Consider the following 23,571-nt stretch of genomic DNA (forward strand, 5'->3'; position numbering starts at 1 on the left):
TCATAAGGAGACGTACCTATTGTGATTGCGAATTGCCTATTGCTTATTGCCTATTGCTTGCCTCCAAATCAATCTGCCCCGGCTGGCTCCTCCACTGGATTCCCAATTCGGAAACGACTGAACTTATGCGCCAGCCGATCAAAGTAAAGATAGACAACCGGAGTCGTGTACAGCGTAAGCACCTGGCTTACCAGCAGACCGCCGACGATCGTCACTCCGAGGGGGTGACGCAGTTCCGAACCGGTACCGCTGCCTAACGCAAGTGGCAATCCGCCAAATAGCGCGGCAAACGTCGTCATCAAGATTGGGCGGAAGCGCAGCAGACAAGCCTGATATATGGCCTCTTCCGGCGGCTTGCCACCTTCTCTTTGCGCTTCCAGCGCGAAGTCGATCATCATGATGGCGTTCTTCTGCACGATGCCAATCAGCAGAATGATTCCTATCAATGCCACCACCCCGAACTCCATGTGGAAGAGCAGCAACGCCAGAATCGCGCCCACGCCTGCAGAAGGCAAGGTAGAGAGAATCGTTACCGGATGGATGTAACTCTCGTACAGAACTCCGAGCACGATGTAGACAGTGATAAGTGCAGCAAGAACAAGATAGGGCTCATTCGCGAGAGAGCTGCGGAATACGGCCGCGGTTCCCTGGAAGCTGGCGTGCACGCTGGCGGGAATTCCAATCTCCGCGCTTGCAGCATCGATCGCTTTGGTAGCTGCGCCCAGCGAAGATCCAGGAGCCAGATTAAACGAGATCGTCGCCACTGGGAACTGTCCCTGGTGATAGATCGCTACCGGAGTCGTGTTGGTTTCAATTCGGGCAAAGGCGCTGAGGGGAACGATCTGCGATCTTCCGGATGCAACACTCGGCACTGCGGCAATACCGGAACCGGTTGTGCCTTGAACGGCTCCCGACGACGCCGAGGCGGTAGTGGTGCTCGAGCTGGCCGCCGCTCCCACCGTTGGCAGTCCCGTGCCGCCTCCACTCGCTGCGGCCGGAGCTCCTCCGGGGGAGGAGTGCACATAGATACGCTTCAAATCGTCTGGATGGACCTGCTGATCGGGAGCAATCTCCAGGACAACATGGTATTGATTCAATTGCGTGAAGATCGTCGAGATCAGCCGCTGTCCGAAAGCGTCATATAGCGTGTCGTCGATCATCTGCGGCGTGACGCCGAGTCGCGATGCGGTGTCGCGATCTACGACCAGATCAGCCTCTAAACTTCCGGAACCCTGGTCGCTCGCCACATCGCGCAACTCAGGCACGGACTGCAGCTTCTGTACCAGTTTGGGAACGTAATCGGCGAGTTCCTTGGCGTTGGCGTCCTCCAGCGTGTACTGATACTGCGTGCGGCTGACGCGATTCTCGACGGTGATGTCCTGCACCGGCTGCATGTACAGAGTAATGCCGGATACCTGACTCACCTTGGGCTGCAATCGACGAATGATTTCGTCGGCGCTTGACTTCCGATTCTCGCGGCCCTTGAGATTGATCTGAATGCGTCCGACATTGGGCGTCATGTTGGTGCCGTCAACCCCGATAAATGATGACAGGCTCTCAACGTCGGGATCCTTCAACACTACGTCCGCGACCTGCTGCTGGCGCGCTGTCATAGCCTGGAAAGACGTGCTTTCCGGCGCCTCGGTGATACCCAGGATCACACCTGTGTCCTGTACGGGAAAGAACCCTTTCGGCACCACATAAAAGAGAAACAGCGTAAGAACCAGAGTTCCAACGGTGACAAACAGCGTCTCCGTCTGGTGGCGAAGCACAAAGCGCAGGGTTCGCCCATATTCCTCGATCACGCGATTGAACCACCGCTCCGATGTTCGATAAAACCAGCCTTCATGCGCCGTGTCGCTCTTCTTCAGAAGACGGGCCGACATCATGGGCGTCAGCGTAAGGGACACAAATGCTGACACCAGGATCGTGACACTGAGCGTCACTGCAAACTCGCGAAAGAGTCTGCCGACAATATCTCCCATGAAGAGTAGTGGAATCAGAACGGCAATGAGCGATACCGTCAGCGATACGATGGTGAAACCAATCTGCTTCGAGCCCATCAGCGCCGCTTCCAGAGGAGGATGGCCCTCCTCAATGAAGCGGTTGATGTTCTCAATCATGACGATCGCGTCGTCGACGACAAATCCGGTCGAGATGGTCAGCGCCATCAGTGACAAGTTATCGAGCGAGTACCCAAGCAGGTACATCACACCAAACGTACCCACGATCGAAAGCGGCACGGCAACGCTGGGGATGATCGTCGCGGCGACGTGACGCAGGAAGATGAAAATCACCAGCACGACGAGAACGACGGTCAGCATCAGCTCGAATTCAACGTCTTTCACCGAAGCGCGAATCGTGATCGTGCGATCGGTAAGCGGACTTACAGTGACCGACGGCGGCAGCGTTGCCTTGAGTTGCGGCAGCAAGGCGTTGATGCGGTCGACGACGCTGATGATGTTCGCACCCGGCTGGCGCTGAACGTTCATGATGACCGCAGGTGTCTTGTTCATCCACGCGGCCTGCTGGTCGTTCTCGACTCCGTCTACCACGTTCGCGACATCCTGCACGCGAACCGGAGCTCCGTTGCGGTAAGCGATGATGATCGGTTTGTAATCCGCGCCGGAGTAGATCTGGTCGTTCGCTCCGATGCTGAAGGACTGATGCGGCCCCTGCAGATTGCCTTTTGCCTGATTTGTGTTCGCTGCCGCAAGTCCACTGCGCAGATCTTCGAGGCTCAGACCATACGACGCCAGTGCCGTTGGGTTCGCTTGAATCCGCACAGCGGGCTTCTGTCCGCCGCTGAGAGTTACTAGTCCGACTCCGGGAAGCTGCGAGATTTTCTGCGCCAGAGTTGTGTCGGCCAAATCCTGCACCTTGCTCAGAGGCAGTTCTTTCGAAGTGAGCGCAAGGGTAAGGATCGGCGTGTCCGCGGGATTCACTTTGCTGTAAATCGGCGGATTGGGCAGATCACGCGGCAAATAAGTGCCTGACGCGTTGATGGCAGCCTGGACTTCCTGCTCGGCGACATCGATGTTCTGTTCTAGGTTGAACTGCAGGGTGATGAGCGATCCACCATACGAACTGGTGGAGGTCATCTGATTCAGTCCTGGAATTTCGCCGAACTGGCGCTCCATGGGAGCAGTCACGGACGAAGTCATCACATCCGGACTGGCGCCGGGATAAAAGGTCAGAATCTGGATAGTTGGATAATCAACTTGCGGGAGTGCCGAAACGGGAAGCTGACGGTAAGCAACGATACCAGCGAGCATGATGCCGACCATCAGCAGCGATGTAGCTACTGGCCGCAGAATGAAGATGCGAGACGGATTCATGCTCAGCTAGCGCTACTTGCGCCCATAACCTGATCGGGAGGATTGATCTTCCCTGGAGGACCCGTGCGTTCCACCTCAACTTTGTTGCCGGGTTGCAATCTCTCTTGTCCATCGGTGATCACGAGTTCGCCGGGTTTGACTCCCGAATCGATCACAGAAACTGTGCCCTCGCTCAACGCAATCTTGATGTTGCGCGACTCCACCGTCTTGTCCTGCTTGATGACATACACGTATGTCCCTTGCGATCCACGCTGCACCGCAACCGCTGGAATCGTGATTGCGCTTTTGCGCACGTACACCTGTAAACGCGCGTTCACAAACTGGTTGGGATACAGCGCGTTATCACGATTGTCGAAGACAGCTTTAAGGCGAAACGTTCCGGTATTCGGGTCAATTTGATTGTCGATCGTCTCCAGCCGACCATCAGCGATCTGCTGCGTGTCATCGCGATTCCAGGCCTGCACTTCGAGACGGCTGGTGCGCATGTGTTGAAGCACATCCCGCAGATTGTCTTCGGGGAGAGTAAAGAGCACCGCAATCGGTTGCAGCTCGGTGATGACGAGCAGGCCATTTTGGTCAGAGGCATGCACCATATTGCCGGGATCGACCAAACGCAATCCAACCCTCCCGTCGATCGGCGACTTGATATGGCAGTACGTGAGGTTCAGCTTCGCATTATTGATTTGGGCGTCGTCAGCCCGAACCAGTCCTTCTTGCTGCGCCACCACAGACTGCTGTGTGTTGTACTGCTGCTGCGCGATTACCCCCTGCTTGTAAAGATCGGCGTAGCGCTGCAGGTCGCGCTGCGCGTTCTCAAGGTTCGCCTGGTCTTTATACTTCGTGGCTTCGGCCTGCGAGACTTGTACCTCGTAAGGACGCGGATCGATCAGCGCAAGCTCTTGTCCTTTTTGAACCTGCTGGCCCTCGCGAAAATTCACCGCCATTAATTGGCCATCGACGCGGCTATGAATCGTAACCGTGTAGTACGCCTGAACGTTCCCAAGTCCTTCGAAGTAAACCGGCACGTCGCGCTGCTGGGCCGGCGCTGCCGAAACTGGAACCGCGCGATTTGCATCGGCTCCCCCTCCCCGACGTCCACCGCCGCCACGTCCCTGCGCCTGGGCCTGCTCACCATGGGATTTCGAAAGTGTCCGCAAACCGAGCGCGCCGAGCACGATGAGCGCAAAAATCACAATCACCCAGATCACGGCTTTGCTGCTGGTGCGGCGCTCCGGCGGAGGCGGCACCAACTCCGGCTGGTGGAAGTCTTGTTCGGTAAGGTCTTGCGCCATATGCATAGGTTCGGCTCCGGCACCCGAGTCGAACCCTCTAATTTACAGCATCTCAGCGCATGACGATTCCTGGCTGAAGGGTCGGAAACTCTCGGAAGAGAATCGCGGCAGGTGCTGGCGTGCGTCGCTCTCATCGGCAGCGACTCTCGCCTTTCCACTATCTGATTAGACGAGTACGCCGAAAGAAAAGTAGTAACAAATGGGGGAGGAACTGAGGTTAAGTTTTGTTAAAGAAAGCGTTTAGACGCGGCCGAACCAGTGACAATACGCGTCAGAAACAATTGATGCCGACGATACTCGCCCAAGCTACTCGGCATCTTTGGTCTTGAGCCGCGATTTGTTTTCGTCGATGAAAGCGCGCAACTCGTCGATTTGACCGAGCAGTCGCATCCACTGCTCGTAATAGAGCGTGACAGGAAAGCGCCCGAGTCCGTACACGCTCACGCCACCTTTTTCGCTCACGCGAAATTCCAGTTTTCCGGTCTTGCGCGACGCCAGCTTTTGCTCCAGCTCTGCAATTCGCGCCTTAAGTTCTTCTGCGGTAGGTTCAGCCATGGAGAGATATTCTACCAATCGCCGTGTCCGTAGCAGCCGGTGCATTGCGACCGCATCCCCTGTTTCGCTGCTAACAGCGTAATAAACAGCGAAAACATACGAAAACGTGAGGGAGAAACGACCGGCAGTTCAAACAAACGGCTCTGAATCAAGTACTTGAAGTAGCACCGTCATTCAGCAATTTCCATCAGAACAGCGAAACCAAAAGGCAATAATAGCGAAATATTCGGAGATCGTCTCATTCGCTTATTCCTGATTTGGGAAGAGTGAACTGGCTCGCCGTAACTACATTAGATGCTGCAGGGGCGTTCCTTCGGTGCAAGAAATTGTCAGGCCGGCCGGCACCGCCTACTGCTCCAGTCTGCTCTGGAGCAGATCATCCTTTGCTTCGCGGCTCCGCAGCTTCAGTCACTTCTTCGGACCGCTTGGCATCGTGTCGGTCAATTTTTTGATGATCTCCTCGGCCGGCTTTCCGCCCTTGCACGTCGGATGACCAAAGCCGCTCGCGCTTACTCCGTTCTGGATGTCGAAGATCAAGTTATCGCTCTGGCCCGGCGCAACGCCCATCGGAACGGCGTCGAGTCCGAGCTTGTTGCGTACCTTCCACGCAATCACGTGATCGGTGCAAGAAGTGTCGCCGCTCACGCCGAGTCCGCCGACGAGTTTGCCGTCGTGCGTGTAGAGCGGCAGACCTCCGCCGAAGACGATCACGCCGCCGATAGCTTTGCCGACCATCGGGTCATCCGTCTGGCCAAATTTGGTTGGCGGACCGGCGAATGCTGCCGTCGGATTTGGACCCAGCATCGCGAGACCGTAGAGGCTGCCGCCAGGCTGCGCTCCCGAGTACAGATTTCCACTGGAGAGAGCGAAGTCATCGAGGCTGAGCGCATTCGCGGTGTTCGCTTTCTCCGCAGCAATGAGCCGGCTTCCCGGCCATTCTTTGGAGCGATCCGGACCGCTGAAGACTACAGCGCACACCGTGCCATCGCGATTCACCACCGCTGCCCACTCCTGATTTCCCATGCCGCCGTTCGCGTCCTTGCCTTCCTTCACGACCTGCGTCAGCGTGGTCTTGAGCTTGTTGTAGTCAGGGACCTTGGAGCAGTCGGTGCCCTGGGCAAAGCTCAACGGGGCGAGAATGCAAATTGACAGGGGGAAGATGAATGGTTTTACGACCATGTCGCTCAGTCTCATAAACTCTCTCCTGGGCTTCGACAGATTCAACAGTTCCAATCCGGAATTGGTCCTACGTTCCGCCGCATATTGCTGCCACTGATTCGTCCACTTGCTTTGGGTGGAACCCCGAACTTTACACGCGGCGGAAAATGCAAAACAGAACCGCCGGCGGTAGCCGGGGGGTCGGAGGTCGCCGAAAGGCGAAGTCCGAATGCAGCGATACTGCTGGCATTTGCGCAGAAACGCAGCCGCAACACACGCAGCTACCCCACCGTCTGGCGCCGGTTCCGTTACTTGGTCGCAACCGCATTTTCCGCAGCCTGTTTAGTCAGGGGCAAGGCTTTAGCCGTATCTCAACGAGCGCCATTCAATCGCGCTTTAGCTCCGGCCCACGCACGCGCGCTTCGCGCGTGCGCCTGCGCTAAAGCGCAAAGTGATACTTCGCCCTCGACATTCGCACGGCTTCTCAGCCGTGCTCACCCTTGGCTAAAGCCAAGGGCTTCCACCAAGAACCAAGACGTTCACCGCACCGTGTACAAATACGCCGCAATGTCCCGGCTATCCTGATCCGTCACTCCCATTTCGGGCATTACTGTGTTCGGCTCGATCGAGTGCGGATGCTGAATCCACCGCGTGATGTTCTCGGGCGTGTTCGGCACCTCACCGGCGATGAACACCCGCTCGTAAATTCCCGAAAGGGGAGGGCCGACCAGACCGTTCGCTCCGGCGACGCCCGGAATCGTGTGGCAGGTATAGCAGCCATACTTGCGAATCTTGTCTGGACCGAGCGCCGGGTTGCCGTGCAGCATCTTCGCCGCCCTCGCGTATGTCCTCGTCTTTCCCTGGCGTGCCCACGCGCTGAACAACAGCGCCACCAGAATGACGACGACAATCGAGACGAACGTCTGGACGGTTTTAGCGCGCATGAGCAGCTCCTTTGGCAGACTTCATGAGCGCAGCCATGCGCGTGTATTCGAAGCGGCGCTGCGATTCGCCCAGCCACGCGGCAAACAGCGCGAGTCCCACAACCAGCAAAACGACTCCGGCAGGCACCCACATAATCAGTCCGCCAAGCTGCTGATCTTGTAGCGGCGTGAGCGACCAGTTCTGCGCCGTGCTGACATACGTGGGATACCAGGCTCGAGGAGCAAATGTCAGCAGCGCGCCGAGGATGCTGTTGTGCGCCGCCGTCGTGAAGACGTACACGACCGCGGCTCCGTACCCGAGCCTTCCATGACGTCCATGAATCAAGGTCCACCAAAACAGGAGTGCGCTGCCGAGGAAGCACAAATGCTGTACCGCATGAACGGCTTCGTTGTGCAAGGCCGCTTCAAACAGCGAAGGAGCATGCCATATCCACAGCGCCAGGGCGTGAATGATCCACGCTGCTCCGGCAGAAGAAATCGCGATCCAGGTGCCGCGCCACGCTTTTGTCTTCGAGAGTTTCCCAAGGCCCTCGCGCCGGGACTGCGGCAGCGCCCACAAGAACGGTACCAGCGGTCTTCCCATTACGAGAAGCGGAGCAGCGATCAGCATGAGCAGCTCGTGCTGCGTCATGTGTACCCAGAACAACTGCTCACCTACAAGATGCACAGGAGAATCCAGCGCAATGATGAGCGCGAGGATTCCCGCGAAACAAGAAACAAACGGCCACGTCAGGAGACGTGCGCCTGCTCGTCGGCGCATTCGCGCATACCCAATCGCGTACAACGCTGCGGATACAAAAATGGGAATTACGACCGATGGCTCCCACGTCCACGTCGTGGCTGCTGCGTGTGCATCGTTTTCGTGCGCCCAAAGCGGAACTGCCGCGACACACAGCAGCGCTCCAAGCCAGATGATTCGAGTTGTGCGCAGCCGTCTCATTTCAGGAACACGGACTCAAGATCCATCGCGGCACCGCTCCGGCGATGATGATCACGGCAAAAAACAAACTCATGGTGATTCCAACCAGCGAAAGAAAGAACGCGCGATCGCGCGGCGCATGTCCCTGCTTGTCGGCCCGCTCCGGCATCTTCCGTTGTGTGCCGAATGCCAGCACGAATCCAGTCAGGGCCACGATGAAGCAGATGAGCGAGATGATGTGCAGCACGTAGAAATGTCCGGTCGAGCATGCGTGAGACGCGACTGCGTAGCTGAATCCCAAGTCGAAGGCCCATGCCACCGGACCGGCGGCTACCCCCCACCAGACGGCGAATTCGAGACGCGGCGTGTCGACGATCGGCTGGGTCTCAGTCATGGCTGCTCCGCGCACTCGACCACCCGCCCAATTCCGAATCAGGACCCCGCCCTCTGGGCCTGTCATCCTGAAGCGCATCTTCTGCGCGAAGGATCTCCCGAGATGTTTCGGACTTGATTGCCGCCGGCTTGGCTCCTCCACCATGCATCTCAACGCTGTTGACCGAATAGCCTGGGGAGTGCATTTCAGACTGAAGCATTTCGGGAGTTCCTTCGCGCAAAAGATGCGCTTCAGGATGACAGGACAGGGCAGTCGTGCTTCCCAAAAAAGGAGTCACGGCCGTTCGCGCACGGCCAAGGCCGTGCCCTCTCCAGTCCGACAATGAAGCTGCCCTCATCAAAACAACCTCGAAGCCCCATACACCACGAAATAAGTCACCAGCGCAATGCCCACGACGAAGTACCAGTACATCGAGTTCTCGTCGAAGTCGGTGAAGCGCGTTCCGTCCACGCGATCAGTGAACGCAAGCACTGCGAGCACAACCGTCTCGATGAAGTCAGTTAGTAAGTGGCCTGAGTGCACGCCCATCAGCACCCAGATCGTGGAGGCGTACGCATTCGCCGACCACTTGCAGTTCAAATTCGCGAACTCGAAACCGCGCAGGATGATGTTGACCAGGCCAAACAGCGCGAGAACGCTGAGCCAGATGCGGCAGCCGAGCACGTCCCCGGCGCGAGCTTTGCGGCGAATCAACCAAGCAGGAGCGAGGCTCAGGATGAAGACGATGCCGTTCGCCACTCCCCACGTCAGATTCGGCGGAAGCACTCCCGGGGGCCACTCGCTCGATCGCGTGCGGTAGTAGAAGTAGCAGGCCCAGACCATCGCGATCATCGAGCCTTCGATGAGCATGAAGAAGATGGTCCCCAGCCACACCGGATTGCGCGAGCCGAAGACAACGGTCGGCAGAGCGGAGACGTCGAGCGCAGGGCGTTCGCTTAGTCGCTCCATACTTCGGTCGCCTTTCTCTGGCGTGTCTCGCGCCACTTGGGCCAGTACCAGCCGATGAGGGTGATGATTACGGGAATCGATGTGTACTCTACCGAGTTCGCGCTGAACACCGAACCGACGAAGAGGCCGGTGATGGCAATCGCAGCCCAGAACGGCCATGCGCTCGGCTCGGGCGAGTCCATTTTGGAATCGGGATCGCCGTCGAGTGAATCGGTGATCAGCACCTCGCGAATGTCATCGCGCACTCCCGTCACGATCGGCTGATTGGGTTCGGCATCCCACAGCGCCTCGCGTCCGTTCACGGTCGGCAGCTCGGCGAAGTTGTAATGCGGAGGCGGAGACGGAACAGCCCATTCCAGTGACCCCGCCTTCCACGGATCTGGTCCCGCGATACGTCCATGCACGCGGCTCCAGAAAAAGTTGATGATGAACACCAGCACGCCGGCCCCCATGAGGAATGCGCCTACGGTCGCCAGCAGGTTCAGCCAGCCCCAGTTCATTTCGGGAAGATACGTGTACACGCGCCGCGTCATGCCGCGCAGCCCGAGGAAGTGCATGGTGAAGAACGTCATGTTGAAGCCGACGAAGAAAAGCCAGAAGTTCCAGTAGCCGAGCTTCTCGTTCATCATGCGTCCCATCATCTTGGGCAGCCAGAAATACAGAGCGCCGAACATGGGGAAGACCGCGCCGCCGATGAGCACATAGTGGAAATGCGCGACGACAAAGAACGTATCGTGTACCTGCGTATCGACCGGCACCGACGCCAGCATCAACCCGGAGAGTCCCCCGATCATGAAGACGAAGAAGAATCCCGCGATCCACCACATCGGGAATTTGAATTGCATCCGCCCTTCCCAGATAGTCGCAATCCAACAGAAGAACTGAACCGCAGTGGGAATGACGATCATCAGCGTCGCCGCCGTGAAGAAGCTCTCTCCCATTTGGGGAAGCCCGGTGGCGAACATGTGATGCACCCACACACCGAAGCCGATGAATCCGATGCTGATGGTCGAGACCACGAGCGCGAGATATCCGAAGATGTGCCGCCGCGTGAAGCACGTGACCAGCGTGGTCACAATCGCCGTTCCGGGAAGGAAGATGATGTAAACGTCAGGATGGCCGAAGAACCAGAACAGATGCTGGTATAGCAGAACGTCTCCGCCTTCAGCGGGATTGAAGAACTGTGTGCCCACCGTGCGATCCAGCAGCAGCATGCTGCTGGAAAGCATCACTGCCGGCATGGCGAAGATCACCATGAACGACAGCACCAGCTTTTCCCAAAGAATCATCGGCATGCGGTTGAGCGACATGCCTGGCGCGCGATGCTTCAGGATCGTCGCGGCCAGGCACACCGCAGTCGCGAGCGCCGAGGTCTCGGTGAAGGTAATCATCTGCGCCCAGAAATCGACGCGCTTTCCGGGAGAGAAATCCGGACCAGATAGCGTGACGTAGGCGAACCATCCGCGATCGGCGCCTGTATTCAGCAGCAGTCCGACCCAGAAGAAAATGCAGCCGAACAGATAGATGTAGTAGCTGAAGGCCGCCAGCCGCGGAAACGCAATGTTGCGCGTGCCCACGATGAGCGGAACAAGATAAATTCCAAATCCCTGGAACAGCAGCGGAACGGCGAAGAGAAAGATCATCGTGCTGCCGTGCATGGTGAAGAACTGGTTGTACTTGTCAGGCCCGAGGAAGCGATTCTCCGGACGCGCTAGTTGCAGGCGCATCAGCATCGCCAGTAGCCCGCCGAGCACGAAGAAGATGAACGCGGTGACGATGAATCGCGTGCCGATGCTGGTGTGATGGATTTTGGTGAACCATCCAAAGAAGCCGGTCGGCTCCTTCCACGCGCGCTGGAGACGTAGCTGCCGATCGGCGGTTGGCGGCGGGACTACCGGCGGCTCAGCAACGGCCATTTTCGGGTTGGATGAAGGCGTCATAAGGTGCTATTCAGTCAGTCGCTCAGAGCAACGATTGCAGCGCCGCAGCAGCAACGGAACCGGCGCCGGTAGGCGCTGGGGCAGCCGCGCGTTTGCGGCTGCGTTTCTCCATGCTGTGTACGACTTTTCAAATCTTTCTTCTTCCGCTTTTCGGGTGGAAGCCCCCGACTTGAGTCGGGGGCGCACGGCGTAAGCCGTGCGTCTAACCAGCCAACCCACATTGCTTTAGCGCCGGCCCACGCACGCGCGCTTCGCGCGTGCGCCAGCGCTAAAGCGCATGTTTCGTTCGACTGCGATAAATCGCGAGGCTTACGGCCTCGCGACCCCCGACTCAAGTCGGGGGCTTCCACCCAAAAGCTTCCACCCAAAAAAGCTATCGTTCCTTCCCTACTGCAAACTTCTCAAGTACGTGACCAGCGCATCGAGATCGGCCGGTGCTAACGGATTCGCCGGCATCAACACGCCGGGCTTTATTCGCTGCGGATCCGTGATCCATCCCGCCAATGATCCCGGAGCGTTGCTGATCGCTGTCGCTGCCAGCAAGCGCCGGCTGCCGACGTGTGTCAAATCGGGACCAACTCTCGAGCCTGCATCTGTTCCGCGAATGGTATGGCACAGAACGCAGGAGTGAGTTAGAAACACATCGCGTCCATGCACCTCCTTCACATCCTGCGGTTGAACCGACGGCTTGCGCTGCTGGTTGAGCCATGCCTGAAACTCGTCCATGGTCTGGGCGACGATCTCGAATCCCATGTGCGCGTGCTGCTCGCCGCAGAACTCGGCGCATTGGCCGTGATAAATGCCGGGCTTGTCGATTTGGAAGGTGAACGCCGACTGATATCCGGGCAGCAGGTCGCGCTTGCCGTCGATGTTCGGAGCCCAAAAGCTGTGGATCACATCGCGGCTGGCGGTGAGTACCACAATGGGCTTGCCCACGGGAATGTGAATCTCGTTCGCGCTGAGAACGGTCAAATCCGCCTGCGGATTGGGATAGCGCAGCTCCCACCACCATTGGTGGCCGGTGACTTCAATCGTGATCGGATTCTTTGAGGTGAGGCCTTCGGTAGTCTTGCCGGTCACGATGCTGAGCGCGAGCACGACGAAGAGCGTGACGACGGTGATTCCCAAAGCGATACTCACTCCCACTTTGGCCCGACGGTCTCCCGGCTCGTTGCTCTCCATCACCGGAGCCATCTCTTCTTCATCGACATTCGACTTCGCCAGGCCTCCGGCGAAGAAGGCAATCACCAGCACGAAGACTACAAGGCAGATCCAGAAAATGAACCAGTAGAGCCACTCGATGTCGGACGCCTGCTTGCTGGCCGCGCTCCAGAGCATCGAGTGATTGCTCTGGCACCCTGCCAGAAGCAGGAGCGTGGCATACGCGGCTGCGCGGGGGAGCTTCATTGATGCGTGGGAGCTCCTGTAATGCCGGTCGGAGTCTCGCGCGGCGTGTTCGCTTCAGGCTTCTTGCCGGACATGTGATCGCTGCGGCCAGGCGCGACATCTTTGGCCAACTGCCCGCTGAGCGAGCGCACGTAAGCAACGATCTCCCATCCCTGGTCTTCGGGAATGCGCCCGCGCCACGCGGGCATGCCGTTCGGACGGCCTTCCATGATGCTTGCGAAGATGTTCGCGGGCTCGCCGCCGTAGATCCACTGGTTGTCCATGAGCGGCGGACCGATGCCGCCGCCGCCATTCGAGTGGCAGCCGACGCAATTGAATTCGCTAAAGAGCCGCTTGCCTTCCGAAACTGCATAGGCGCTCTCTTCGTACGAATTCGGGACAGGCGGCGCAGCGATCTGCTGTCCGCCGGGATGGAGGTCGCTGACCTGGATCGTGTTCACCACACCCGCAGAGGGAGGGGCTTCGCGGAAGCGGCGGTCTTCACGCTGACATGCGATGAGCAGCAGCAACGCTGCGCCGACGAGGAAAAATGCGAGGCGTTCGAGGCGCATCAGTTCCCCCTCGCTGCTGCCGGCTGATCTTCGATCAGCGGCACGCCGTATTTGCGCAGAATGCTTTCGACTTCGCGCTGATGCCGATCGAGGAAGTGCTGGAGCTTATCTCTGAGCTGCGTATTGCCTTTCCGCACGCCCATCGAGATCGCGAACGTGAACGGCAGTCCCGGAGGATCGACTTCGGGCTGCACCGGCGTGAGCGTGAGCTTGCCTGCGTATGGCTTCGCAAAATACCCCGCGAGCGGTCCCCAGACCACGGCCGTATCTACCTTTCTGTTTGCGACCGCGCGGATGATCGAGGGCGCGTCAGCGCCGGTGGTCTCGAATCCAACAATGTTCGCCTGCATTCCTCGGCGCGCCAGCGCATGCGCCGGGGGAGCGTAGTCGTCGTCGAGCACCTGCACGCCGACTTTCATGCTGTGCAGCTCAGGATCGTTGAAGCTCGTGGGCTGGACGCGCGCGCTGCGCCGTGACACAAAGACGTAGGTCGAGCGGTAATACGGGCGCGTAGTCAGCATCTGCGCGTAGTTCGCCGGGATGCCGACGACCATGTCGCATCTGCCGCTGCTTAGATATTCGCGGACGAAGCCGCGTCCCATGCGCTGCCATTGATAGCTCAGGCTCGCGTGCATGTCACGGGCGACGAGCTCGGCAAGGCGGTTCTCGAACCCTTGCTGCTGGCGGTTCGAGAAAGGCATGTTAGCCGGGTCGGCGCAGACGCGAAGTTGTGGTTGTGCGAGAACGGGAATCGCAAAGATTAGCATTGCAACAGCAGTGGCGACCCAGCGAAGCGGCGACACGCTCCTACTCACTCGAGGAACACGACCCCGTATACGTCTGTCATCCTGAAGCGCTTCTTTTGCGCGAAGGACCTCCCGCGATGTGTCGGACTTAATTACCGCCGCTATGGCTCCTCCACGAGAAAGCCCAGCAGCATGGGCCGAAAAGCCTCGACAGGGCATGTAAGCCCGACGCATTCCGGGAGATCCTTCGCGCAACAGAAGCGCTTCAGGATGACAGGTTTTAAAGACTGTAGAAGAAGCCGCCGGTAGCGGCGAGTACGAGAACTTCTTACGGAAGAGAGAACACATACAACATTCCCCCTTTCGTGCTGTAGTGCGGTAGGTCGCGGGTTGCGTTGCCGAATCCGAGAGCGATGGTTGGATCGCGGGTATCTAGCCCGCCGGCTACGACTGCTCCCGCCCAGCCGCCTACGCCGGATAGCACGGCGATGTACTGCTTGCCGTCAGGGCCTTTGTACGAGACGGGCTGGCCGATAATTCCCGATCCGGCTTTGAACTTCCACAAGTTCTGGCCGCTGTGCGCGTCGACTGCGTTGAACCATCCATCCATCGTGCCGTAGAAAACCACGTCACCGGCAGTTGCCACTGCGCCGCTCCAAACTGGGAATCGGTCGGGGATCTTCCACACAGCTTTGCCCTGGATCGGATCCCACGCAGTAAACTCGCCGCCGTTTCCGCCGGGTCCGGGATACATGCGCACGTTCGCGCCGACGTATGGAGTTCCGGCGATGTAGTTCGCGCTTACGTCCTCTTCGTCCTGGCAGAGATTGTTATGCGGAATGTAGATCAGGCCGGTGCGCGGAGAGAATGCTGAAGGCGTCCAGTCTTTCGCGCCTGGCGATGCCGGACAGATGTCGCGCACCACCGTTCCCGTTATGGGCTTCTTCTCATCGACATACTGCAGCAGTCCGGTTTTGAGATCGACGCCGGTGCTGGTATTTACATATGCAAACGGATTCGCCGAAAGCACCTCGCCGTTCGTGCGGTCGATTACATACACGTGCCCGTTGCGGTCGGGGTGAACGAGAACCTTACGGTTCTGACCGTTGATGGGGAGATCGAGCAGGATGTTCTCGTTGACGCCGTCGTAGTCAAAGTGATCGTGTGGACTTAGCTGATAGAACCAGACTGCTTCTCCGGTATCGGCATCGCGGGCAAAAATGCCTGAGGTCCACTTGTTGTCGCCGGGGCGCTCTGAGGCATTCCACGGACCGGGATTCGCGGTGCCGTAGAAGATGAGGTTCGTTTCGGGATCGTAGGAGATCCATCCCCACACGGTGCCGCCGCCGATTTTCCATGCGTCCGGCGGCCAACTTTTTTCGCCGAGATCCTGCCCGCGATCTTGCGCGTAAAACGGCTTGAACTTTGCTCCGATCAGAACATCTTTGTCAGGCCCGGTGCTGTAGGCTCGCCAGACGATCTTGCCGCTGTTCTCGTCGAGCGCGGTGAGCCAGCCGCGCACGCCGAATTCGCCGCCGCTGTTGCCGACCAGGACTTTGCCTTTTACGACGAGCGGCGCCATGGTGATCGACTCACCTTTATTTATGTCGCCGAGGCGGACCTTCCAGAGCTCACGTCCCGTGTTCGCATCGACGGCGGCTGTTTGCACGTCGAGCGTGTTGAGGAAGATCTTGCCGTTGTCGTAGACGACGCCGCGATTCACGACGTCGCAGCAGGCAACGCCTTTCGATGAGGGCGTGGGCTGTGGCTGGTACTCCCACTTCACCGGAGCGCCGGGCTTGGTGAGATCGAGCGCGAAGAGCACGTTCGGCCACGGTGTGATCACGTACATCGTGTTGTTCACGATGATGGGAGCGGCTTCGTGTCCGCGCTCCTGCCCGGTGGAGAAGGTGAAGGCGACCTTTAAGTTCTTGACGTTTGAGGTGTTGATCTGGTCAAGGGCGCTGTAGCGGGTACTGGCGAAGTCTTTTGCGGGACGAGTCCATTGGCCGTCGTCGGGCTCGAGCTTGCCTTTGTAGGCCTGGGCAGAGTAGTTCGGCTCCTGTTGTGGGTTCTTTCCTGACGAGGTGTGGCTGCTTGAGCCGCTGCATGCGCACAGAGATGCCGAGACGACTACGCACGTCACCACGCAGGACAGTTTCAAAATGGAACTAGGTCTGCCTGATTCTGTCGGTTTAAATGGGCGCAACCAAACACCTCTAGGGGAGGAAGCGTTGGACTACCGACGACCCGAGCAGAGATGCTTAAAGGCAAAAGGTCTGTTGCTTTCGGGACCCGCGCCGATTTGCGACAGGAGAATCACAGCAAGGTAAGAAGATGATCGTAAGCTGCTCTGCAATCAGTCAGTTACGAGTGCCTACGCAAAATGTGTTGCTACAGCAATAAACGTCGAAGTTACATCTTGTAGCGGCCGAAATCTTCGTCGTTCATGTTCTCCAGCATCTTTCGGAGTTCCTCATTTGACACTTTGTCGGAAACCGTTGCGGCGAGCTTGGAGGACTTGAGCACTTCGTCCTCGACGAAGATTGGGCAATCGAGACGCATGGCGACGGCTAGTGCGTCCGATGGACGGGAATCGACGCTGATGAGACTTCCGTCGCGTTCCATCCAGATCACGGCGAAGAACGTATCGTCGCGCAGTTCGGTGACGACGACTTTGTGAACCTTGGTTTCGAGGCCGGTGAGGACGTTCTTGATCAAGTCGTGAGTCATCGGGCGGGGAGTCGCGACCTTTTCGATCTCCAGCGCAATGGCGTTCGCTTCGTAGATCCCGACCCAGATTGGGAGGACAGCGTCGCTGGCAGGGTCCTTGAGTACGACGATGGGCATGTTGGTGACGGGGTCCATCATCAATCCGCGAATTTTCATTTCAACTTCCACCGCTCACCTCCGGGTATCATTTCGTGATTTCGCGATTGCGTGATTTCGTGATTTGAAAATCGCGAAATCACTCACGAAATTGCTAACCCACGCGCTCATGCCAGCGCTAAAGCGCTTCATGCATCGTGCTCATAAGATTCGCACGGCTTTACATGCCGTGCTCACCCCTGGCTAAAGCCAGGGGCTTCCACCCAAACCTTGCTTCCCTGGCTATCGCCAGGGTCGCACGTGAAGTTTAGACCTCCACAGGAATTCTCCGACCTCGTGATTTTCAATCGCGAAATCACGAAATCGCGAAATTCTTCCTCAGTTCACCACCATCTCCCCCACGAGACTGTTGGGAAAGCTTTTTGTTACGCGCACGCGCGCGTAGCTTCCCGTGGAAGGCAGAATCGGTGAAGTCGTCGTGAAGTTCACTGTCTTGTTCTGAGAACTGCGTCCGATGATCTGCCCGCGCGCTTCGTTCCGTCCTTCAACCATTACTTCCAATGTCTCGCCTACGTGCTTCTCGTAATTGCCTCTCTGAATTTCACGCTGGCGCTCCTGAAGGATGGTCAAGCGCTTCGACTTCTCCTCATCAGGGATGCTGTCTGACATACGAATGGCCGGAGTGTTTGGACGCGGCGAGTATTTGAACGAGAAGACGCCGTCGTATCCCACCTCGCCGAGAAGCGTGATTGTCTCTTCGAATTCCTGTTCAGTCTCGCCGGGAAAGCCGACGATGATGTCTGTGGTCAGGCTGATGTACCGCTTCGCGGACTTAAGCCAGGAGATTCGCTCCAGGTAATCCTCGCGCGTGTACTCGCGGAGCATGGCTTTCAGCACGCGGCTCGATCCGCTTTGCACGGGAAGATGCACGTGGTCGCAGAGCTGCGGAACAGACTCGATCGCATCGACGATGTCGGGCGTGAAGTCGCGTGGATGCGAAGTGGTGAAGCGCACGCGACGAATTCCCGGAACCTCCGCGACTGCGGCAAGTAATTCCGCAAATGTCTTCTTACCAGTAGGATCGCGGTAAGAGTTCACATTTTGGCCGAGGAGTTGAATCTCGGAATATCCAGAATGAGCGAGTCTTCTCGCCTCTTCTAGCACAGACTCGGACGTCCTGCTGCGTTCTTTGCCGCGCGTGTACGGAACTACGCAGTAGGCGCAGAACTTGTCACAGCCTTCGATGATCGTGATGTACCCGCGATAGGGATTCGTACGAACTGTGAACGGCGTATCGAACGTTTGATCCGTCTGGCGATCATCGAGGCCGGTAACGCGCTTCTCCCCTGCCTCGATTTGCACCAGCATCTGTGCGAGATTGCGGTACGAGGCTGAGCCAGCCACCAACGACACGTGAGGAGCGCGTTCGAAGATCTTCTCGCCTTCCTGCTGCGCGACGCATCCCAGTACGCCGAACTTCTTCCCTTGCGCCTGCAGGCGCTTGTAGTCGGCAAGGCGGTGGAAGACCTTCTGCTCGGCTTTGTCGCGAATCGAGCAGGTGTTGTAGAGGACCAGGTCGGCGGACTCGACGGTGTCCACCTGCGCGTACCCCTGCTGCACCAGCGTGCCGATCACCTTCTCGGAGTCGTGCACGTTCATCTGGCAGCCAAAGGTCTCCAGGTAAAACGTTTTCTGCGCGGTGGACATTAGGCTCAGTATAGCGTTTTATCGCGCCGCACTGAACCGGGGAGAGGCGAACACGAAGGTCACAGAGGCAACAAAAGAGGTCACGAAGGGCGATTTCTCCGTGACCTCTTCTTTTTGTGCTTCGTGACCTTCGTGTTCGCTCTTGGTTTTACTGAGGCGACCACTCGGGCACGTGGCCCGGAGTCCACGGTGCGCCGGCTTTTTCCATGTCGTCTTCGAGCTTCTTCAGATCGACATCGACCAGCTGCCGCAGCTTGCCGAGTTGATCCCCGAACTGCTGGGCGGCGATGTTGTACGAGTCGATATGCGTCTGCGTCGGGCGCGAGGTCGAGAAGCGCTCTTCGTCCTCGATCTGGTTGATGCGGTCATTGATTGCTGCCGGCGTATTCTCCTGGCGACGGCGCAGGACCACATCTCCGCGGAGCGCACGCATGATGTCGCGCAGGCGTGCTTGAATGTCATCGGCGCGCGAGATCAATCCGCTCACATCGCCGGGCGTATCACGTAGCGACTGGTGAATAGAAGCAAGACGCTTGTCGACATCGTTCCCGGTTTGAATCGCGCCAGTGAGCGCTCGATCAAGGTGCGCGACTTTCTGCTGGAATTGCTCGAGCGCGGCGCGATCCTGCTCGTTCATCCCTTCAGTGCCAAGCGCGTTCACACGAAACTTCTCGGGACCGGCCAGGCGCTGAGTCTTGCCATCGACGCGAGCTTCGAGGGTCGCCGAGTACTCACCCGGCATCACCAGCGGACCTGTCGGCGGTTGGAAGAATTCGGCGAAGTCGGCTTCTTCCGGAGAAGGCGTATGTACTTCAGAAGGCGGATACCGCAAATCCCATGAAGCGCGATTGATTCCCGCTTCGTTCGTTGCCGGAACTCGGCGCACGGGAGTACCGCTGGAGTCGGAAATCACCAGGTACACCGCCGCAGGCTGCTCTTCCGCTTCGGCGCGAAGTTCACCCATGGTGGGATAGTTCACGGCAGATGGATTTCCTTTGTCGGATTGTTCAGTTTTGTCTGAATTCTGGTTCACGGCTTCTTTCGACGCAGCCTTTTCTTTCTCCTGACGAATTTCCTTTTTGGTCTTGAACTTATCTTTCAAGTAATAAGTGAATACCGCGCCATAGGGAGGATTGTCTGCTTCGAAGTAGGTTGCGCCGAGATGTCCGTGCTTACCGCCGACTGGGCGTTGCTCGATGTACATGAGGGTGTCCCGAACCGGGAACAGTGCTCCCTGCTGCTGGAACACTTGCGCGTTGACATGGCGCAGCGGAGAGAGGTCATCGAGAATGTAAAAGCCTCGCCCGAAGGTTGCAGCGACGAGATCATTTGCTTGTTTCTGAATCGCGAGATCGCGCACGGCAATCGTCGGCATTCCGCCTTTGAGCTGTGTCCAGTGGCTGCCACCATCGAAAGAGAAGAAGAGGCCGAATTCCATGCCGACGAAAAGCAGTTGCGAATTAACGGGATCTTCGGCAATCGCCAGCACAGGGCCGTTTGCCGGCAGATTATTCGCAATCGAGTTCCATGTATGCCCGTTGTCGCTGCTCTTGAGCAGATAGGGTTTGAAGTCGCCCATCTTGTGATTGTCGAAGCTGGCATAGACGACACTTGCATTGTGTTGCGACGCGAGCAGGCGGCTTACGTAGGTGAATTTGGGGACGCCGGGAAACGTCTCGTACTTAGTCCAGTTCTGACCGGCGTCGCTGGTGACTTGGATTAATCCATCGTCGGTACCGACATAGATTAGGCCATCTTTCTGCGGGGATTCAGATAATGCAACGATGTTGCCATAGAACGAGGTTGAGGCATTCTTTGCGACTGCATCGGGTCCCCAGATGCGTCCCATTACGGGAAGCTTGTCGCGATCGATCTGGCGCGTCAGGTCGGGACTGATCACCTTCCAGGTGTCCCCGCGATCGTCGCTGCGGAAGAGCTTGTTGGCCGCGAAGTACAGCCGCGTGTGGGAATGCGGACTGATGATGATCGGCGAATCCCAGTTCCAGCGGTAAGGAACATTATCCGGACCAGGCTGCGGCTGGATGCCAATCTGCTGTCCCGTTCTTCGGTCAAATCGTGTGAGATTCCCATATTGATACTCGGCATAAACCGTGTTCGGATCTTCGGGATCGATGACCGAGCGGAAGCCGTCGCCGCCCTGAGTGAAGAACCAGTCTTCATTGGTGATGCCGTTGGTCTTCAGCGTGCGTGACGGTCCGCCGACGCTGCTGTTGTCCTGCGTGCCGCCGTAGACGTAGTAGAAGGGCTTCGAGTTATCGAGTGCAACATCGTAGAACTGCGCTACGGGAAGATTGCTCTTGTAGCTCCAGTTTGCGCCGCGATCGAAGCTTTCGTACAAACCGCCGTCACATCCGACGAGGTAATAGTTCGTGTCGGTGGGATCGATCCAGATCACGTGATTGTCGACGTGCTTGTACTTCTCGCCGAGGACGCGCAGAGTCTTGCCGCCGTCGTCGGAGACGCGAATGAGTACGTTCATTATGTAAATGCGATCGACGTTCCTGGGATCGGCGAAGATTTGCGCGTAGTACATCGCGGTCTCATCGTAGGGATTGCGGCGCTCCCAGGTGGCTCCGCGATCGCTAGAGCGGAAGATGCCGCCCTTCCCTTCCTGGGCCTCGATGGTTGCGTACACCACGTTGTGATCGACGGGCGAGATGGCGATGCCGATGCGTCCCATATCGACAGTAGGCAGTCCGGATTTCAACTTCTTCCAGGTGTTGCCGCCATCGTCCGAACGATAGATCGCGCTCTCTGGGCCGCCGTCGATGAGTGTCCAGACATGCCGCCGGCGCTGATATGCCGTGGCATAGATTGTGTCTGGATCGTCGGGATCGATGGCTACATCGGCGAACCCGGTGTTCTCGCTGACGTTCAGGACCTTCTTCCAGCTCTTGCCGCCATCGGTCGTGCGATAAAGGCCGCGATCTCCGCCTGGAGACCAGAGCGGCCCTTCGGCAGCAACGAAAACCGTGTTGCTATCTTTGGGGCTGATAGCGATGCGCCCAATATGCTCGGAGTGCTTCAGTCCCAAATTGGTCCAACTCTTGCCGCCATCTTCGGATTTATAAACGCCATCACCATAGTCGACACTGCGCTGCGAGTTGTTCTCGCCTGTGCCGACCCACACGATGGATGGATCGTGGGGATCGAGCTTCACATCGCCGATGGAAAACGATCCCTCATTTTGGAAGACTGGATCCCAGGTGAGACCGTCGTTGTTGGTCTTCCACACTCCGCCTGAAGCCACGCCTACGTAGTACTGCGCGCGATTGAACGGATTTACCGCAAGTGAAGTCACGCGGCCGGAGATAAACGCCGGCCCAATGCTGCGGAGATGAAGACCGCGATATGTGTCAGACGACGTGAGCGGATCTGCTGGCTTCTTTTCGGCAGGTGTAGAAGCAGGAGCAGCATTCTCCCGAGCACCTGCTTTGCCGCGCTTCGGCTTGCGTGACGCGGGAAGTTCCTCATCGGCTTCCTTCTTCTGACCAGGTTTCGCGGTTGTCGAAGATTTTTCTTGCGCAGCTGCGGCTTCCTGCTCTGAGCTTGGCGTGCTTGCAGCCGCGGCAGGCAATTCCTGCCCGAGTGCGATGGAAGAACTTAGAAGGATGAGAAGCGGAAGACAGCAGACGATCTTGCGATTCACCAGCAGCTCCTGAATAAAAGTGAAACGCAGTTATACAGGAACTCTCACGAGGAGTCATCGTGTGCTGCTGGCGTGCTGCTCAGCACATTTCACATCACGACATAAAACCAGCAAATATTCGGACACGGACCGCGCGCTACCAACCCATCCCTTAGCAAATGATTCTATTTTGCTCAGGGACAGAACTAATGCGAATCGGTGGGTTGTGCAAAGGTGCAGCTCTGAGTGGGACCCTGTTGCTGATGGCTTCCATCGTCTCGTGCGGCGGAGGCAGTATGACTCCATCGCCGGCCACGCCCGTGAGTTCTCCAGGAACCGCGAGTCCCGCCTCGCAGGCGATGGTCGTCCTGGTAATGGAAGAAAATCATTCGTACGAGCAAGTAATCGGCAATGCAGCCGCACCATATCTAAACGGTCTCGCGCAGCAAGGAGCATCGGCGACGCAGTACTACGCCACCATGCATCCATCGATTTCCAACTATTTCGTGCTCACGACCGGCGCACCGCAGACGAACGACAATGGTTTTCCAGGACCAGTGACTGCCGACAATCTGGCGCGCGAGTTGGTCGCTGCCGGCAAAACGTGGAAACTCTATGCGGAAGATCTGCCCTCGGCTGGATACCTCGGTAATTCAAACGGCAATTACGTCAAACATCACAACCCATTCGCATACTTCAGCGATGTGATTAACAGTCCGCAGCAGGCGGCGAACATCGTTCCGTTTTCGCAATTCGCTTCCGACCTGAGTGCCGGACATCTGCCGTCGTTCAGTATGGTGATTCCAGATCTTCCCGATGACGCACACTCGTGCAAAGCCGCTATGACTTGCGACGACAACAGCATGCTTGCCGACGCGGATGGCTGGCTGAAAACGAACATCGCTCCGCTGCTCGCGAATTCGGAGTTTCAGAAAAACGGCCTTCTGCTCATCGCCTTTGACGAGTCGAACATCGCCGATATTCGTAACGGAGGCGGTCACGTCCCGTTTGTCGCCGTCGGACCACGCGCCCGCGCAGGCGTTCAGTCTTCTGTGATGTACCGGCACGTAAATACGCTCAAGACAGTATGTACCGTTTTAGGAATCGCAACCTGTCCCGGAGCCGCAGCAACCGCCAGCGCGGAAGATGATATGTTCATCCATTGAATCAGCCGCTCTGAAAACAACCGCATAG

General features: G+C 57.8%; 17 protein-coding genes. 1 reads left to right on the top strand and 16 read right to left on the bottom strand.

What is annotated here, in order from left to right:
* Window positions 1–68 precede the first annotated feature (68 nt).
* The 16 genes from VFU50_08185 to VFU50_08260 all read right to left on the bottom strand — a co-directional run bounded on the left by VFU50_08185 (window position 69) and on the right by VFU50_08260 (window position 22,398).
* Window positions 69–3,338, bottom strand: coding sequence for an efflux RND transporter permease subunit (locus VFU50_08185; protein HEU5232822.1), 3,270 nt, complete (start codon window positions 3,336–3,338; stop codon window positions 69–71).
* 2 nt (window positions 3,339–3,340) lie between these two features.
* Entirely contained in the window at window positions 3,341–4,630 is a 1,290-nt protein-coding gene (locus VFU50_08190) for an MdtA/MuxA family multidrug efflux RND transporter periplasmic adaptor subunit (protein HEU5232823.1), read from the bottom strand.
* Between the two features lie 306 nt (window positions 4,631–4,936).
* Window positions 4,937–5,185, bottom strand: coding sequence for a hypothetical protein (locus tag VFU50_08195; protein ID HEU5232824.1), 249 nt, complete (start codon window positions 5,183–5,185; stop codon window positions 4,937–4,939).
* 408 nt (window positions 5,186–5,593) lie between these two features.
* Window positions 5,594–6,379: a heme-binding protein gene (locus tag VFU50_08200; protein HEU5232825.1), complete on the bottom strand. Its 786-nt coding sequence runs from the start codon at window positions 6,377–6,379 to the stop codon at window positions 5,594–5,596.
* Between the two features lie 503 nt (window positions 6,380–6,882).
* Window positions 6,883–7,287, bottom strand: a complete 405-nt coding sequence (locus VFU50_08205; protein ID HEU5232826.1) for a c-type cytochrome — start codon at window positions 7,285–7,287, stop codon at window positions 6,883–6,885.
* A complete protein-coding gene (locus tag VFU50_08210; GenBank protein ID HEU5232827.1) occupies window positions 7,277–8,227 on the bottom strand; it encodes a cytochrome c oxidase assembly protein in 951 nt (316 codons plus the stop codon). The genes VFU50_08205 and VFU50_08210 overlap by 11 nt, the downstream gene beginning before the upstream one ends.
* Before the next feature lies 1 nt (window position 8,228).
* The gene (locus tag VFU50_08215; GenBank protein HEU5232828.1) at window positions 8,229–8,600 is read right to left on the bottom strand and encodes a hypothetical protein; all 372 of its coding nucleotides are present in this window, start codon (window positions 8,598–8,600) and stop codon (window positions 8,229–8,231) included.
* A 336-nt stretch (window positions 8,601–8,936) separates the two neighbouring features.
* Entirely contained in the window at window positions 8,937–9,548 is a 612-nt protein-coding gene (locus VFU50_08220; protein ID HEU5232829.1) for a cytochrome c oxidase subunit 3, read from the bottom strand.
* A complete protein-coding gene (ctaD, locus tag VFU50_08225) occupies window positions 9,536–11,488 on the bottom strand; it encodes a cytochrome c oxidase subunit I (GenBank protein ID HEU5232830.1) in 1,953 nt (650 codons plus the stop codon). Before ctaD ends, VFU50_08220 begins: the two co-directional genes overlap by 13 nt.
* 387 nt (window positions 11,489–11,875) lie before the next feature.
* Complete coding sequence (coxB, locus tag VFU50_08230; protein ID HEU5232831.1) at window positions 11,876–12,895, bottom strand: cytochrome c oxidase subunit II; 1,020 nt, start codon at window positions 12,893–12,895, stop codon at window positions 11,876–11,878.
* Window positions 12,892–13,446 (bottom strand): c-type cytochrome, encoded by a 555-nt coding sequence (locus VFU50_08235; protein HEU5232832.1) that lies wholly within the window; start codon window positions 13,444–13,446, stop codon window positions 12,892–12,894. The genes coxB and VFU50_08235 overlap by 4 nt, the downstream gene beginning before the upstream one ends.
* Complete coding sequence (locus VFU50_08240) at window positions 13,446–14,249, bottom strand: quinoprotein dehydrogenase-associated putative ABC transporter substrate-binding protein (protein ID HEU5232833.1); 804 nt, start codon at window positions 14,247–14,249, stop codon at window positions 13,446–13,448. The genes VFU50_08235 and VFU50_08240 overlap by 1 nt, the downstream gene beginning before the upstream one ends.
* A gap of 271 nt (window positions 14,250–14,520) precedes the next feature.
* On the bottom strand, window positions 14,521–16,356 hold the full coding sequence (locus tag VFU50_08245) for a methanol/ethanol family PQQ-dependent dehydrogenase (GenBank protein HEU5232834.1): 1,836 nt from the start codon (window positions 16,354–16,356) through the stop codon (window positions 14,521–14,523).
* Window positions 16,357–16,607: 251 nt separating this feature from the next.
* A complete protein-coding gene (locus tag VFU50_08250) occupies window positions 16,608–17,081 on the bottom strand; it encodes a bifunctional nuclease family protein (protein HEU5232835.1) in 474 nt (157 codons plus the stop codon).
* A gap of 318 nt (window positions 17,082–17,399) precedes the next feature.
* Complete coding sequence (gene miaB / locus VFU50_08255; GenBank protein HEU5232836.1) at window positions 17,400–18,728, bottom strand: tRNA (N6-isopentenyl adenosine(37)-C2)-methylthiotransferase MiaB; 1,329 nt, start codon at window positions 18,726–18,728, stop codon at window positions 17,400–17,402.
* A 148-nt stretch (window positions 18,729–18,876) separates the two neighbouring features.
* The gene (locus tag VFU50_08260) at window positions 18,877–22,398 is read right to left on the bottom strand and encodes a glycosyl hydrolase (protein ID HEU5232837.1); all 3,522 of its coding nucleotides are present in this window, start codon (window positions 22,396–22,398) and stop codon (window positions 18,877–18,879) included.
* A 275-nt stretch (window positions 22,399–22,673) separates the two neighbouring features.
* Between VFU50_08260 and VFU50_08265 the strand changes: the two genes are divergently transcribed.
* The gene (locus tag VFU50_08265) at window positions 22,674–23,543 is read left to right on the top strand and encodes an alkaline phosphatase family protein (protein ID HEU5232838.1); all 870 of its coding nucleotides are present in this window, start codon (window positions 22,674–22,676) and stop codon (window positions 23,541–23,543) included.
* Window positions 23,544–23,571: the final 28 nt, after the last annotated feature.

The sequence above is a fragment of the Terriglobales bacterium genome (genome assembly GCA_035764005.1).
Lineage (GTDB): Bacteria > Acidobacteriota > Terriglobia > Terriglobales > Acidobacteriaceae > Gp1-AA112.